Source organism: Paraburkholderia sp. D1E (genome assembly GCF_052682275.1).
This window is the reverse complement of the sequence record NZ_JBQYMB010000001.1, coordinates 1,420,100-1,433,979: the sequence shown is the minus strand read 5'-3', so window position 1 is coordinate 1,433,979 and position 13,880 is coordinate 1,420,100. Positions and strand designations below refer to the sequence as shown.

The following is a 13,880-nucleotide window of genomic DNA, read 5'->3' as shown; positions in this document are numbered from 1 at the left end:
GAAAAAAGCGCCGCGCAAGCGCGACGCTTTTTGAATTTTCTACGCGTCGTAAGCGCGTAGTTTACTTTACTTGTCGAGCACAATGCGAAGCATGCGACGCAGCGGTTCTGCCGCGCCCCACAGCAACTGATCGCCAACCGTGAAAGCCGACAGATATTCGCCGCCCATCGCCAGCTTGCGCACACGGCCGACCGGCACGGTCAACGTGCCCGTCACCACTGCCGGGGACAGTTCGCGCATGGACGCTTCGCGTTCGTTCGGCACCACCTTGACCCAGTCGTTGCCCGACGCGAGGATGCTGTTCACTTCGTCCAGCGGCACGTCCTTGTTCAGCTTGATGGTCAGCGCCTGCGAGTGGCAGCGCATCGCGCCGATCCGCACGCACAGACCATCTACGGGGATCGAGCCCGGCGTGCCCATGGCCGGCTTGCCGAGAATCTTGTTGGTTTCCGCGCCGCCCTTCCACTCTTCCTTCGACATGCCGTTGCCGAGGTCCTTGTCGATCCACGGAATCAGTGAGCCGGCGAGCGGCACGCCAAAATTGTCGGTCGGCATACGGTCGCTGTTCATTGCGCTCAGCACGCGGCGGTCGATGTCGAGAATCGCCGACGACGGATCAGCCAGGTCTTCCTTGGCCGCACCGTACAGCGTGCCCATTTGCTGCAGCAGTTCACGCATGTTCTGCGCGCCCGCGCCCGAAGCGGCCTGATACGTCATGGCCGTGATCCAGTCGACGAGGTTTTCGCGGAACAGGCCGCCCAGCGCCATCAACATCAGGCTGACCGTGCAGTTGCCGCCGATGAAATTCTTCTGGCCCTTGACCAGCGCGTTCTTGATCACGTCGAGGTTGACCGGATCGAGAATGATGACCGCGTCATCTTTCATGCGAAGAGACGAAGCCGCGTCGATCCAGTAGCCATTCCAGCCCGCTGCGCGCAGCTTCGGGAACACTTCATTCGTGTAATCGCCGCCCTGGCACGAGATGATCGCTTCGCACTTCTTCAGGTCTTCGATGCTTGTCGCATCTTTGAGCTTGGTCTCGTTTTTGGCGAACGACGGCGCGTTGCCGCCCGCGTTGCTGGTGCTGAAAAACACCGGTTCGATCAAGTCGAAATCGCCTTCCTGCTGCATGCGTTGCATCAGGACGCTGCCGACCATACCGCGCCAACCTACGAGACCTACGTTCATGACTTCATACCCTTCGAATGGAAACTTCCCCGCATCTTTGCCCGCAGTGACCGCGCGGGGAAGATGAGCGGGCACGACGGACGATCAGCGTTTCGTGATCGTTTTCGGGGTAATCGTTTTAATGAGCGCTTTGATGGTAATGGCGAGCTCAACCACACGGGCCGTTTTGCCGTGGAGTTTCGAAATCGAGGAGATTTGAGCTATGTGCGCCATCGCTACAATATACACGAAAACCGGAATCCGGCGACGTCATCAGCCGCCGCTATCGCCCGCATTACGCGCGAATCGGCCTGTTTCGAGGCCAATTCGCGTTTTAAAGGCCGCTTTGAAGACTGTTTAGCGACCTAACTCCGCTTGCTTCAATGCGCCTTACAGCGCGGCGACGACCGCGTCACCCATCACTACGGTGCCGACCTGCTTGCAACCCGGCGTCAGGATGTCGCCCGTGCGGAAGCCTTGTTCCAGCACCTTCTTTACCGCGTTTTCGATACGATCCGCCTGTTCCGCCTTGTTCAGCGAATAGCGCAGCATCATCGCGGCCGACAGGATCGTTGCCAACGGATTCGCCACACCCTTGCCGGCGATATCCGGTGCCGAACCGTGCGACGGCTCGTACAAGCCCTTATTGTTCTTGTCGAGCGAGGCCGACGGCAGCATGCCGATCGAACCCGTCAGCATGGCGGCTTCGTCGGAGAGAATGTCACCGAACATATTGCCGGTCACGACCACGTCAAACGCCTTCGGCGCCTTCACCAACTGCATCGCCGCGTTGTCGACATACATATGCGACAACTCGACGTCCGCATATTCCTTCGACACGTCGATCATCACGTCGCGCCAGAACTGCGACGTTTCGAGCACATTGGCCTTGTCCACGCTCGTCAATTTCTTCTGACGCTTTTGCGCTGCCTGAAACGCGACGTGCGCGATGCGCCGCACTTCGGGTTCCGAATAACGCATCGTGTCGAAGCCTTCTTTCGCGCCTTCGAACAGCCCATCCGGCGAAGAACGCACGCCGCGCGGCGCGCCGAAGTAGATGTCGCCGTTCAGTTCGCGCACGATCAGGATGTCGAGACCCGAAACGATTTCTTCCTTCAACGACGAAGCGCCCGTCAGTTGCGGATAGCAGATCGCCGGACGGAAGTTCGCGAACAGATGCAAGTGCTTGCGCAGACCGAGAATCGCCTGCTCCGGGCGCAGCGCGCGTTCGAGCGAGTCGTACTTCCAGTCGCCGACGGCGCCGAACAGGATCGCATCGGCTTCTTTCGCCAGTGCCAGCGTCGAATCGGGCAGCGGATGACCCTTCGCTTCGTAGCCTGCGCCGCCAACCGGCGCTTCTTCGAGTTCAAACTTTTCGCCAAGCACGTTCAGGACCTTCACGGCCTCCTTGACGATTTCGGGACCGATGCCGTCGCCCGGCAAGACTGCGATCTTCATGCGAGTTTCCTTGATGATTTTCTTCGAGACTTTTGAGCGTGAATCAGCGAGCCATCGGGCTCTCAGGCTTGTAAGCCCTTATCCGACGATGCGATGAGCCAGCCAAGGCTGCTTCGCGATCCGCTCGGCTTCAAACTGGCGAATCTTGTCCGCGTGACGCAGCGTGAGGCCGATGTCGTCGAAGCCGTTCAGCAGGCAATACTTGCGGAAGCCCGCGACTTCGAACGGATACGCGGCGTCGCCGTCAGTCGTACGCACGACTTGCGCGTCCAGATCGACGGTCAGCTTGAAGCCGTTGAACGCATAGGTTTCGTTGAACAGGTGATCGACCTGCTGTTCGGTCAGCACGATCGGCAGCACGCCGTTCTTGAAGCAGTTGTTGTAGAAAATATCGGCGAAGCTCGGCGCAATGATCGCGCGGAAACCGTATTGCTCCAGCGCCCACGGCGCGTGCGCACGCGAGCTGCCGCAACCGAAGTTCTTGCGCGCCAGCAGCACCGACGCGCCCTGATAACGCGGCTGATTCAGCACGAAATCCGGATTCAGCGGACGCTTCGAATTATCTTGACCCGGCTCGCCGTGGTCGAGGTAACGCCATTCGTCGAACGCGTTCGGACCGAAGCCCGTGCGTTTGATCGACTTCAGGAATTGCTTCGGAATGATCGCGTCCGTGTCGACGTTTTCGCGATCGAGCGGCGCCACGACGCCGGTGTGTACGATGAATTTATCCATGACGCTTGCGCCTGTTTCAAGACCGGGCGATGCGCGTAGCGGCCGGAAAGCCGCTCGCTACATTGCCGGCAAAAATCAAAAATCGCTTATTTGTCAGCGTGATTGCTGATCGAATTGCCGAGGTGCGACATGTCCTCGCCGAATCCGTGCACCGTGTTGCAGCCGGCCAAACCCAGCAACAGCCCAGCCAGGGTTCCGAGTGCGAAGCGGCGCAATAGAGTGGTGCGATTCATGTTCTTCATCATGCGTGTTTATCCAAGCTTGCGAATATCGACGAAATGCCCTTCGATAGCCGCAGCGGCAGCCATCGCGGGGCTCACGAGGTGGGTACGGCCACCGGCGCCCTGACGACCTTCAAAATTACGATTCGACGTGGAGGCGCAACGCTCGCCCGGGTCCAGCCGATCAGCGTTCATCGCGAGACACATCGAGCAACCGGGCTCACGCCATTCGAAACCGGCATCAGTAAAGACCTTGTCGAGGCCTTCGCGTTCCGCTTGCGCCTTCACCAGCCCCGAACCCGGCACCACCATGGCCAGACGGATGTTCGGCGCGACGCGGCGGCCGAGCTTCTTCACAACGTATGCCGCAGCGCGAATGTCTTCAATGCGCGCGTTGGTGCACGACCCAATGAAGATTTTATCCGGCTTGATGGATTCGATCGGCGCATTCGGTTCGAGCGCCATGTATTTCAACGCCCGCTCCATTGCGTCACGCTTGACCGGGTCTTTTTCGCGTTCCGGATCCGGCACGCGGCCGTCCACGGCGGTGACCATTTCCGGCGAGGTGCCCCACGTGACTTGCGGCACGATTTCCGCGGCGTTCAACTCGACCACGCGATCGAATTGCGCGCCTTCGTCCGACTTGAACTGCTTCCAGTACTCGACCGCATGATCCCACTCGACTCCTGCCGGCGAGAACGGACGGCCCTTCAGGTATTCGATGGTGGTATCGTCCACGGCGACCATACCGGCACGCGCGCCTGCTTCGATCGCCATGTTGCAGACCGTCATACGGCCTTCCATGGACAGCGCGCGAATCGTCGAACCACCGAACTCGATCGCATAGCCCGTGCCGCCTGCCGTGCCGATCTTGCCGATGATCGCGAGCACGATGTCTTTCGCGGTACAGCCGCGCGGCAACGGGCCCTCAACCTTCACCAGCATGTTCTTGCTCTTCTTCTGCAAGAGCGTTTGCGTAGCCAGCACGTGCTCGACTTCCGACGTGCCAATGCCGTGCGCCAGCGCGCCGAACGCGCCGTGCGTGGAGGTGTGCGAGTCGCCGCAGACGATCGTCATGCCCGGCAGCGTAGCGCCCTGTTCCGGCCCGATGATGTGCACGATGCCCTGGCGCAGATCGTTCATCTTGAACTGCGTGATGCCGTAGGCGTCGCAGTTCGTGTCGAGCGTATCGACTTGCAGCTTGGAGATCGGATCGGCGATGCCGTGACTGCGATCCGTGGTGGGGACGTTGTGGTCCGACACCGCCAGATTCGCGCTGATACGCCACACCGGACGCTCAGCCAGCTTCAGGCCTTCAAACGCCTGAGGGCTGGTGACTTCGTGCAGCAGGTGACGGTCGATATAGAGAATCGTCGTGCCGTCTTCTTCCGTGTGGACCACGTGTGTGTCCCACAATTTATCGTAGAGAGTCTGTGCCATGGTATGCGGAGTAGTAGTGACTGCGGGCTGACCGTGTCGGTCGATTATGCCACGCAGAACCCCGCTTTGGGCCCCTCAATCATGGAAAAAACCGATAAAAAACAGGGAGTTGGGTGGTAGTGACGATACCTGTATGAGCGTTACCCGGCAACGGATTGCGTGGCGTGCGCGATGCAACGCCACGCGTGCTCAGGGGTTAGCGCGGCGTGGCGCTTCATGTGACGGCATGCACGGCCATGCACACCCAGGCTCAGCGTTCGAGATCGAACCCCAACTGCGTGCGCCCTTGCGGCGTCAAATTGCTTTCTTGTGCGCGGCCAATAAAATCCGTTTCGAAGTGATCGGCAGGAAAATCCGGCGGACTCTCGCCTCGCAGGAAGCTCGGCAGTTGGCGCTTCAGATACGCCTCGTTTTTCGCGCACCACGGCGCGGACGAGATGTACATCACGTTGCTGTAGCCACTGCCTTTATGCGCATCTTCCACGGAGTGCACGACGTCGCTGTGCCAGAACACGGCGTCGCCCGCTTGCATGTGCGGGATCGGGGTGACTGCGTCGAGCAGCAGGCTGTGCCATTCAGGTTTGATCGACAGCGCACGCGCCGGCTGTGCGCCGCAGAGTTCGTCGTCGGGAACGTCGTCCTGCAAGGCGCGCAGAATCACGTAGGCCATGGCGTTGGCGATTGGGATCAATTGCAGCGTTCCGTCTCCCGGTCCTTGCGGCGTCAGCGCAGTCCAGCCCTGGAAGGTGCGGAACATCGAACATACGGCGGGCGACGGGATCTCCTGCACATCCGGACGGAAGGCCGCATCGAACGGATCGTACGCGCGCCAGTTGCCCGACAGCACGTGCCGGTACACCTGCTGGAAATTCGGATCGAGCCAGCGCTCCACCGAGCCGCCGTCGACGTGCGGCGACAAACCCAGCGATTCCGAGCCGGGCGGCCGGCGGCGGATACGATCCGCGTAGACGGGCACGCGCGCTGGATCGAAGTGCTGCTTCCCTTCGCTCTCCGACGTCCACAAACGGTTGAGGAACACGCGCGTGTTCGTCAACTGCTCGGACTGCCGCGCCGCCGTTTGAGGTTTCGACCAGTACACCCCGTAGATCTGCGGCTTGCTCGATGAAAGATTGCCGAAATATTTGTCCTCTGCGCGGTGCGCGAGCTTATCGTCCAGGCTATTGCGCTCGACGTATTGCGCGATTTCATCGTTCCAGTCGCTGGCTTGCTGGCGGGGGAAAACCCCTCGCACCACGCATGCGCCGCGCGTCTTGATCCGGGCGATCGTAGCTGGGCCGATGTCGCCGGAAATGATCTCCGAGTAGTCGAACACGGGAATGGCTTCGCGCCCGTCTTCGCGGTCTCGGCGGATGGCGTCGACCTGCTGCCGGATCGCGCCTTCGACTTCACTGAATACCTGCGCATAGTTCGGCAACGCGGCGCGCAGCGCGCGCTTCGTGGTGCGGATCGCCTCCGGAAGATTGTCGATCACGAGCGGCATGGTTTGTCTCCTTGTATCGGTTTTGTGTGGGGCTGCAGTGCGTCCAGATTAGGGAGCTTTGGCGTTCACCACACATCCTTTTCAGCCAATTATCGATACAATTCTGACATTCGCCGCTTTTCCTTCCCGCGGCCAGGTTGCGTAGCGTGAAACCCCAATACGAACGCGTCACCATCCCCGACGGCTGCTCGATCCGCGTCTACCATCGGCAACTCGCGCAGATCCCGTTCGAATGGCATCACCACCCTGAATATGAACTCACGCTGACGATGAATAGCCGCGGCCGGCGCTTCGTCGGTGACCATATCGCCGATTACAGCGGCGACGATCTCGTGCTGGTGCCACCGGATATGCCGCACACGTGGGCGTCGACGGAGCCGATCGACGCACGCAAGCCACAGGTGGCGATCGTGGTGTGGTTCAGTGGCGATTGGGCACGGCGGATGGCCGATTGCTGCCCGGAGTTTGCTTCGTTGCGGACATTGTTGAGGCGCGGTGCGCCGGGGCTGCGGTTTGCGCCAGAAGCCGTAGCGTTGATGCGTGGACAGATTGATGCTCTGCTGGATACGTCGCCGCGGGTGCGGCTTGGCGCGGTGTTGGAGGTGCTCGCATGTCTCTCTGAGGCGGAATCCGAGCCACTGGCGTCGCCGGCTGCACACGGGTTGGGCGCGCGACAAGGACGCGCTCGCGACTCGCAGACGATGCGAGCGATGCCACAGGCGCAAGGCGCGCAGACGGCCGCCTTCGCACCCGCTGTCACGCCGGGCGGCAGTGCATCGGAAGCGGAGCGGCTGAATCGCGTACTCAATCTGCTTGATCGGCGTTTCCACGAACCGCTGCGCGTGGCTGAGCTATGCGAGGTGGCCAACCTCTCGGAGCGCTCGCTGCACCGTTACTTCGTGCGACATGTGGGTGAAAGCGTCGGACGCTATCTGAACCGGCTACGCATCGGCTATGCGACACGGCAGTTGACCGATACAGGCTGGCCGATCGCGCTGATCGCGACGAAAGCCGGCTTTCCAAATCTCGCCAATTTCAATCGACAGTTCCTGTCGGCGCGCGGCTTGACGCCGAGCGCGTATCGGCGTTTTTTCGAAACGCACGGGCAGGCACCGAAGGACGTCGCCACCACGCCAGCCAACCTCGAAATACGGCCACCTTCGCTCGAACGAATCCGGCGACGTCAGGCACGTACGCCCCCAAACAAAACGCCCCAACGGTGAACCCGTTGGGGCGTTTTTCATCAGCCAGATCCTGCGTTGGATTTTGCGTTGATTCGCAGCAAACGAACCACTACAAACTACGCAGGCTCAACCCGATCAACGTTGCGCAATCGGCTTCGCTTCACGTTGCGTATCGCCGATGAACAGCTGACGCGGACGGCCAATCTTCTGTTCCGGATCGGCGATCATTTCGTTCCACTGTGCAATCCAGCCCACGGTACGCGCCATCGCGAAGATACACGTGAACATCGACGTCGGAATGCCCAGCGCGCGCTGAACGATACCCGAGTAGAAGTCGACGTTCGGGTACAGCTTGCGCGACACGAAGTATTCGTCTTCCAGCGCAATCTTTTCCAGTGCCATGGCCAGCTTGAACAGCGGGTCGTCGTGCAGGCCCAGCTCTTCCAGCACTTCGTGGCAGGTCTCGCGCATCAGCTTCGCACGCGGATCGTAGTTCTTGTAGACGCGGTGACCGAAGCCCATCAGCTTCACGCCCGAGTTCTTGTCCTTCACCTGCTTGATGAACTCAGGAATGTTGTCGACCGAGCCGATTTCTTCCAGCATGTTCAGTGCGGCTTCGTTCGCACCACCGTGCGCCGGGCCCCAAAGGCAAGCGATACCCGCTGCGATACATGCGAACGGATTGGCGCCCGACGAACCCGCCAGGCGAACCGTCGACGTCGACGCATTCTGTTCGTGATCAGCGTGCAGGATCAGAATACGGTCGAGAGCGCGCACCAGCACGTCGTTGACCTTGTACTCTTCGCACGGGTTCGAGAACATCATGTGCATGAAGTTCGCGCTATATGACAGGTCGTTCTTCGGGTACGCAAACGGCTGGCCGATGCTGTACTTGTATGCCATCGCGACCAGCGTCGGCAGCTTCGCGATCATGCGAATAGCCGATACGTCGCGGTGACGCGGGTTATTGATGTCGAGCGAGTCATGATAGAACGCCGACAATGCGCCAACTGCCGCAACCAGAATCGCCATCGGGTGCGCGTCGCGACGGAAGCCACGGAAGAAGAAGTGCATCTGCTCGTGCACCATCGTGTGCTTCGTGACGGTGTCGACGAATTCCTTCTCCTGCGCTGCGTTCGGCAGTTCGCCCTTCAGCAGCAGGTAGCAGGTTTCGAGGAAATCGGCGTTTTCCGCGAGATTGTCGATCGGGTAGCCGCGGTACAGCAGCTCGCCCTTGTCGCCGTCAATGTAGGTGATTGCCGAATTGCACGCCGCCGTCGACATGAAGCCCGGATCGTACGTGAACTTGCCGGTCTGGCCGTACAGCTTGCGAATGTCGATCACGTCCGGGCCGAGAGTGCCCTTGTAAATCGGCATTTCAACGCTCGGCGAATTGTCGCTGAACGATAGCGTGGCTTTAACATCTGACGGGGTCATAGCACATCCTCAATCGAAGTATGGAAACAGGGTTTCGATAATTTGCACGCCTGGGAACAACGGACAAGCGGCGCTCAAGACGCTCAAGCGTTGCGCAGCAGCTCCAGCACCCGGATCACATCCGGGTCGGCAAGGTCGCCTTCCGGTTCCTTGCGGACCAGCAGCAAGTCCATCAGGTCGTTATCGCTCAGCTCGAGCAGACGCGTAAGAGCGCCTACATCGGCATCGCTGAGGTCATGCTCATATCGGCTGAAAAAACGTTCAAAGATCAGATCGTTTTCCAGCAAGCCCCGCCGCGCACGCCAGCGAAGGCGCGCGCGGCGGAGAGGGTCAGACTGATGCGATGTTTCGTTGTTCATGTCAGTACGCGCCGGGCCGCCCCCAAGCGTACTGACCGCCCCCTTGGGGGGCAGCGAACGATAGGGAGCGTGGGGGTTGTTCATATCAAACAGCGCGGCGAACCATCAATTCCTTGATCTTGCCAATCGCCTTGGTCGGGTTCAAGCCCTTCGGGCAAACGTCGACGCAATTCATGATCGTATGGCAACGGAACAGACGGTACGGATCTTCCAGGTTGTCGAGGCGTTCACCCGTCGCTTCATCACGGCTGTCCGCGATGAAACGATAGGCTTGCAACAGGCCAGCCGGGCCAACGAATTTGTCCGGATTCCACCAGAAGCTCGGGCACGAGGTCGAGCAGCTGGCGCACAGAATACATTCGTACAGGCCGTCGAGCTCGTCGCGTTCTTCCGGCGACTGCAGACGTTCCTTTTCCGGCGGCGGCGTATCGTTGATCAGGTACGGCTTGATCGAATGATACTGGTTGAAGAACTGCGTGAAGTCGCAGATCAGGTCACGCACGACGGGCAGGCCCGGCAGCGGACGCAGCACGATCTTTTGCGGCAGGTCGTTCATGTTCTGCAAGCAGGCCAGACCGTTCTTGCCGTTGATGTTCATCGCGTCCGAACCGCACACGCCTTCGCGGCACGAACGGCGGAACGACAAGGTTTCGTCGACCGCTTTCAGCTTGAGCAGCGCGTCGAGCAGCATGCGTTCGTGCGAGTCGATGTCGATCTCGTACGTTTGCATGCGCGGCGCTGCATCCTTATCCGGATCGTAGCGGTAAATTTCAAATGTACGCTTAGCCATTTCTGAATTCCTTTGACTTGTGCCTTAGAAGGTTCGCGCTTTCGGCGGTACCGATTCGACGGTCAGCGGTTGCATGTGAACCGGCTTGTAGTCGAGGCGATCGCCTTCGCTGAACCACAGCGTATGGCGCAGCCAGTTTTCGTCGTCGCGATGTTCGAAGTCGTTTTGCGCATGCGCGCCGCGGCTTTCCTTGCGTGCTTCGGCGGAAACCATCGTGGCGCGTGCCACTTCGATCAGGTTCTCCACTTCCAACGCTTCAACACGTGCCGTGTTGAACACCTTCGACTTGTCTTTCAGGTAGATGTTGTCGACACGGTCAGCCACTTCGCGAATTCGCTCCACGCCTTCGGCCAGCAGCTTCGACGTGCGGAACACACCGGCATGCGCCTGCATCGTGGAACGGATCTCGCCCGCAACGGTTTGCGAGTATTCGCCCGACGTGGATTTGTCCAGCTTGTTCAGACGCGACAGTGAGAAATCGGCAGCGTCGGCGGGCAGCGGCTTGTGCTCCTTGATGTCCCGCACGTGCTTGACGATGTGGTTACCGGCCGCACGGCCGAACACCACCAGGTCGAGCAGCGAGTTCGTGCCGAGACGGTTTGCGCCGTGCACCGACACGCACGAGCATTCGCCCACTGCGTAGAAACCGTTGACGACTTCTTCGTGACCCTTCGACGTGCCAACGACCTGGCCGTTGATGTTCGTCGGGATACCACCCATTTGATAGTGGATGGTCGGCACAACCGGAATCGGTTCTTTAATGCAATCGACGTTCGCGAACTTCATGGCGATTTCGCGGATCGACGGCAGACGCTTCAGGATTGTCTCGGCGCCGATGTGCGACAGGTCGAGCAGCACGTGGTCCTTGTTCGGACCCACGCCGCGGCCTTCCTTGATTTCCTGGTCCATCGAACGCGAAACGAAGTCTCGCGGCGCCAGATCCTTCAGCGTCGGCGCGTAGCGTTCCATGAAACGCTCGCCGTTCGAGTTACGCAGAATACCGCCTTCACCGCGCACGCCTTCGGTAATCAGCACGCCCGCGCCGGCCACGCCGGTGGGGTGGAATTGCCAGAATTCCATGTCTTGCAGTGCGATGCCCGAACGCGCCGCCATGCCGAGGCCGTCACCCGTATTGATGAAGGCGTTCGTGGATGCTGCGAAGATCCGGCCTGCGCCGCCCGTAGCGAACAGCGTGGTCTTGCCTTCGAGGATATAAACGTCGCCGGTTTCCATTTCCAGCGCGGTCACGCCGAGCACGTCGCCGTCGGCGTCGCGGATCAGATCCAGCGCCATCCATTCGACGAAGAACTGCGTCTTCGCTTCAACGTTTTGCTGGTACAGCGTGTGCAGCAATGCGTGACCGGTACGGTCAGCGGCCGCGCAGGCGCGTTGCACCGGTTTTTCGCCGTAGTTGGCGGTGTGGCCGCCAAACGGGCGCTGATAGATCGTGCCGTCGGCGTTACGGTCGAACGGCATGCCCATGTGTTCGAGTTCGTAGACGGCGTTCGGTGCTTCGCGGCACATGAACTCGATCGCGTCCTGGTCGCCGAGCCAGTCGGAGCCCTTGATCGTGTCGTAGAAGTGATAGTGCCAATTGTCTTCGCTCATGTTGCCGAGCGATGCGCCGATGCCGCCCTGGGCAGCGACCGTGTGCGAACGCGTCGGGAACACCTTGGACAGCACGCAAACCGACAGACCGGCGCGCGCGAGTTGCAGCGAAGCGCGCATTCCCGAGCCGCCTGCGCCGACGATAACCACGTCAAATTTGCGACGCGGCAGAGAATTCTTGATTGCAGCCATTCTTTTACACTCTCCAGAGAATCTGCGCGGCGTAGCCCGCACATGCGAGCAGCCAGACGATCGTCAGCGCTTGAAGAAACAGGCGCATGCCAACGGGCTTCACATAGTCCATCCAGATGTCGCGGATACCAACCCACGCGTGATAGAACAGCGACAGCAGCGTGACAAACGTGGCGAGCTTCATCCATTGCGTTGCAAAGATCGACGCCCAACCGTCATACGAGAAATCGCGCGCGCCGAAAAACCACGCGAGCAGGATCACCGTGTAGACCGCCATGATGCAGGCGGTAATGCGCTGGGCGAGCCAGTCGCGCAGACCGTAATGTGCGCCGACAACGAGACGCTTCGGACCGATTCGGTTATTAGCTGCCATTTTTTTAGAATGCTCCGAAGAGTTTGAGCGCAAAAGCAATCGTCAGAAGCGACGAAACGACCAGCACCACGATGGAGGTTTGCTTGCCCTTCTCTTTAGTCGTGAGGCCGTGGCTTGTGTCCATGAACAGGTGACGCACGCCAGCACAGAAGTGGAACAGGAAGGCCCACGCGAGAACGAGCGTGATGAGCTTGACGACGATGTTGGAGAGGAAACCCTTGAAGACTTCAAAACTGAGTTCGGAAGTCAGGCTCTGATCGAAGAGGTACAGCAGGAACGGAAGAAAAACAAAAAGCAGCAACCCGCTTACGCGGTGCAAGATCGACACTCGCCCCGCTAGCGGGAGACGGTATGCCGTCAAAATCTGCCCGATACCGATGTTCCGGAATTCCGGCCTCGGTTTTTTTACGGCTTCAGCCATGCTAGACCCCTACTATGTAGTCACACTAATCCGCAATTTTAGCGCCTTTTTATATCGCGCTGCAGCGAAAACCACTACAGGTCCGTTACAGCGTGCGCAATAAAGGCACCTTCAAACAGGCGCGCGTGTGGGACGCGGCGCCTTTTTTCGTCCCGATTCAGCTCAGATCGTTCTGATAGTAATACCCGGTTGTGACATACCAACCACGGCGCACCTCAACCGGCCGGTCACCATATGTATAGGACACGCGCTCGACCGAAAGCAGCGGAAAACCCGCCGGCACATGAAGCAGATCAGCAACCGAAGGATCAGCCGCGACCGCCCGGATCTTCTCCGTTGCGCGGATCATGCGTGTGCCGAATTCCGTCTCGAACATCGCGTAAAGGGGACCTTTATACTCCGACAGCCGCTCGAGCGTGAGCCCGCGAAACACGGCGCCGGGCAACCAGATTTCGTCGAGTACGGTGACTTCGCCGTCGAACTGCAACAAGCGCTTGATCAGCACCACCGGATCGGCGGGTTTCAGATCGAGTTGCCGGGCGATATCCGCCGAAGCGCGCAAGCGCCGGCATTCAAGCAGGCGGCTGACGTGCGGGTGTTCCGCGCCGTCATCGGCCAGTAATCTGAGGAAGCGAAACTGGGCACGATCTTCATTGTGCGTTGCAACAAAAGTACCCTTGCCCTGGCGGCGCACCAGCAGGTTGTCGGCAGCAAGCTCGTCGATCGCTTTGCGCACTGTTCCCTGACTGACCTTGAATCTGGCCGCCAATTCGACTTCACTAGGAATGATCTCGCCAGGTTTCCATTCGCCGCTTTCGAGGCTCTGCGTAATCAAGCCCTTGATCTGCTGATACAAGGGGCTGAAAGTGGGCGACGTAGCAGGCGTGGCAGCGGATACACCCTCGCCCGTAGCCCCATGGCCGTTCGGATTCGTGATGTTCGCCGGGTTCGAAGTCATCCGCGCATTTCATCATAAAGGGCCGGGCCGCGTCTAGGG

The 13,880-nt window shown here is 59.8% G+C and carries 15 protein-coding genes; 2 read left to right on the top strand and 13 right to left on the bottom strand.

All coding sequences use genetic code 11. The features are described 5' to 3' along the window. Positions 1-66 precede the first annotated feature (66 nt). Positions 67-1,188, bottom strand: a complete 1,122-nt coding sequence (gene asd, locus ACUN0E_RS06705) for an aspartate-semialdehyde dehydrogenase (protein ID WP_445566043.1) — start codon at positions 1,186-1,188, stop codon at positions 67-69. A gap of 63 nt (positions 1,189-1,251) precedes the next feature. Here asd and ACUN0E_RS06700 point away from each other — a divergent pair, with 63 nt between their 5' ends. After that, the gene (locus tag ACUN0E_RS06700) at positions 1,252-1,536 is read left to right on the top strand and encodes a hypothetical protein (RefSeq protein ID WP_445566042.1); all 285 of its coding nucleotides are present in this window, start codon (positions 1,252-1,254) and stop codon (positions 1,534-1,536) included. 21 nt (positions 1,537-1,557) lie between these two features. On the opposite strand, the gene leuB is transcribed toward ACUN0E_RS06700, so the two are convergent. The 5 genes from leuB to ACUN0E_RS06675 all read right to left on the bottom strand — a co-directional run bounded on the left by leuB (position 1,558) and on the right by ACUN0E_RS06675 (position 6,519). Continuing rightward, positions 1,558-2,625: a 3-isopropylmalate dehydrogenase gene (gene leuB, locus ACUN0E_RS06695; protein ID WP_445566041.1), complete on the bottom strand. Its 1,068-nt coding sequence runs from the start codon at positions 2,623-2,625 to the stop codon at positions 1,558-1,560. 78 nt (positions 2,626-2,703) lie between these two features. Then, positions 2,704-3,357 (bottom strand): 3-isopropylmalate dehydratase small subunit, encoded by a 654-nt coding sequence (gene leuD, locus ACUN0E_RS06690; protein ID WP_445566040.1) that lies wholly within the window; start codon positions 3,355-3,357, stop codon positions 2,704-2,706. A gap of 86 nt (positions 3,358-3,443) precedes the next feature. Next, on the bottom strand, positions 3,444-3,602 hold the full coding sequence (locus ACUN0E_RS06685; protein WP_028196115.1) for an entericidin A/B family lipoprotein: 159 nt from the start codon (positions 3,600-3,602) through the stop codon (positions 3,444-3,446). Positions 3,603-3,608: 6 nt separating this feature from the next. Further along, complete coding sequence (gene leuC, locus ACUN0E_RS06680) at positions 3,609-5,018, bottom strand: 3-isopropylmalate dehydratase large subunit (protein WP_445566039.1); 1,410 nt, start codon at positions 5,016-5,018, stop codon at positions 3,609-3,611. A gap of 250 nt (positions 5,019-5,268) precedes the next feature. Continuing rightward, entirely contained in the window at positions 5,269-6,519 is a 1,251-nt protein-coding gene (locus tag ACUN0E_RS06675) for a DUF1479 domain-containing protein (protein WP_445566038.1), read from the bottom strand. Between the two features lie 146 nt (positions 6,520-6,665). Between ACUN0E_RS06675 and ACUN0E_RS06670 the strand changes: the two genes are divergently transcribed. Next, positions 6,666-7,742, top strand: coding sequence for a helix-turn-helix domain-containing protein (locus tag ACUN0E_RS06670; protein ID WP_445566037.1), 1,077 nt, complete (start codon positions 6,666-6,668; stop codon positions 7,740-7,742). 96 nt (positions 7,743-7,838) lie between these two features. Here ACUN0E_RS06670 and gltA read toward each other — a convergent pair whose 3' ends face one another. From gltA to ACUN0E_RS06635, 7 genes are all read right to left on the bottom strand, one after another. After that, on the bottom strand, positions 7,839-9,140 hold the full coding sequence (gene gltA, locus ACUN0E_RS06665; protein WP_325045389.1) for a citrate synthase: 1,302 nt from the start codon (positions 9,138-9,140) through the stop codon (positions 7,839-7,841). A gap of 83 nt (positions 9,141-9,223) precedes the next feature. After that, a complete protein-coding gene (locus ACUN0E_RS06660) occupies positions 9,224-9,499 on the bottom strand; it encodes an FAD assembly factor SdhE (RefSeq protein WP_408340100.1) in 276 nt (91 codons plus the stop codon). A gap of 85 nt (positions 9,500-9,584) precedes the next feature. After that, positions 9,585-10,289, bottom strand: coding sequence for a succinate dehydrogenase iron-sulfur subunit (locus tag ACUN0E_RS06655; protein WP_144137785.1), 705 nt, complete (start codon positions 10,287-10,289; stop codon positions 9,585-9,587). 24 nt (positions 10,290-10,313) lie between these two features. Continuing rightward, a complete protein-coding gene (sdhA, locus tag ACUN0E_RS06650; RefSeq protein WP_408231149.1) occupies positions 10,314-12,089 on the bottom strand; it encodes a succinate dehydrogenase flavoprotein subunit in 1,776 nt (591 codons plus the stop codon). Positions 12,090-12,093: 4 nt separating this feature from the next. Further along, positions 12,094-12,462, bottom strand: coding sequence for a succinate dehydrogenase, hydrophobic membrane anchor protein (gene sdhD, locus ACUN0E_RS06645; RefSeq protein WP_063498406.1), 369 nt, complete (start codon positions 12,460-12,462; stop codon positions 12,094-12,096). Positions 12,463-12,466: 4 nt separating this feature from the next. Beyond that, a complete protein-coding gene (sdhC, locus tag ACUN0E_RS06640; protein WP_408231153.1) occupies positions 12,467-12,883 on the bottom strand; it encodes a succinate dehydrogenase, cytochrome b556 subunit in 417 nt (138 codons plus the stop codon). Between the two features lie 157 nt (positions 12,884-13,040). Beyond that, positions 13,041-13,841, bottom strand: a complete 801-nt coding sequence (locus ACUN0E_RS06635; protein WP_408231156.1) for a GntR family transcriptional regulator — start codon at positions 13,839-13,841, stop codon at positions 13,041-13,043. Between the last annotated feature and the right edge of the window lie 39 nt (positions 13,842-13,880).

What these genes read in the sequence shown, in the direction of transcription:
- asd (WP_445566043.1), bottom strand. Translation starts at nt 1,188, where the DNA reads ATGAACGTAGGTCTCGTAGGTTGGCGCGGTATGGTCGGCAGCGTCCTG.
- ACUN0E_RS06700 (WP_445566042.1), top strand. Translation starts at nt 1,252, where the DNA reads ATGAGCGGGCACGACGGACGATCAGCGTTTCGTGATCGTTTTCGGGGT.
- leuB (WP_445566041.1), bottom strand. Translation starts at nt 2,625, where the DNA reads ATGAAGATCGCAGTCTTGCCGGGCGACGGCATCGGTCCCGAAATCGTC.
- leuD (WP_445566040.1), bottom strand. Translation starts at nt 3,357, where the DNA reads ATGGATAAATTCATCGTACACACCGGCGTCGTGGCGCCGCTCGATCGC.
- ACUN0E_RS06685 (WP_028196115.1), bottom strand. Translation starts at nt 3,602, where the DNA reads ATGATGAAGAACATGAATCGCACCACTCTATTGCGCCGCTTCGCACTC.
- leuC (WP_445566039.1), bottom strand. Translation starts at nt 5,018, where the DNA reads ATGGCACAGACTCTCTACGATAAATTGTGGGACACACACGTGGTCCAC.
- ACUN0E_RS06675 (WP_445566038.1), bottom strand. Translation starts at nt 6,519, where the DNA reads ATGCCGCTCGTGATCGACAATCTTCCGGAGGCGATCCGCACCACGAAG.
- gltA (WP_325045389.1), bottom strand. Translation starts at nt 9,140, where the DNA reads ATGACCCCGTCAGATGTTAAAGCCACGCTATCGTTCAGCGACAATTCG.
- ACUN0E_RS06660 (WP_408340100.1), bottom strand. Translation starts at nt 9,499, where the DNA reads ATGAACAACGAAACATCGCATCAGTCTGACCCTCTCCGCCGCGCGCGC.
- ACUN0E_RS06655 (WP_144137785.1), bottom strand. Translation starts at nt 10,289, where the DNA reads ATGGCTAAGCGTACATTTGAAATTTACCGCTACGATCCGGATAAGGAT.
- sdhA (WP_408231149.1), bottom strand. Translation starts at nt 12,089, where the DNA reads ATGGCTGCAATCAAGAATTCTCTGCCGCGTCGCAAATTTGACGTGGTT.
- sdhD (WP_063498406.1), bottom strand. Translation starts at nt 12,462, where the DNA reads ATGGCAGCTAATAACCGAATCGGTCCGAAGCGTCTCGTTGTCGGCGCA.
- sdhC (WP_408231153.1), bottom strand. Translation starts at nt 12,883, where the DNA reads ATGGCTGAAGCCGTAAAAAAACCGAGGCCGGAATTCCGGAACATCGGT.
- ACUN0E_RS06635 (WP_408231156.1), bottom strand. Translation starts at nt 13,841, where the DNA reads ATGACTTCGAACCCGGCGAACATCACGAATCCGAACGGCCATGGGGCT.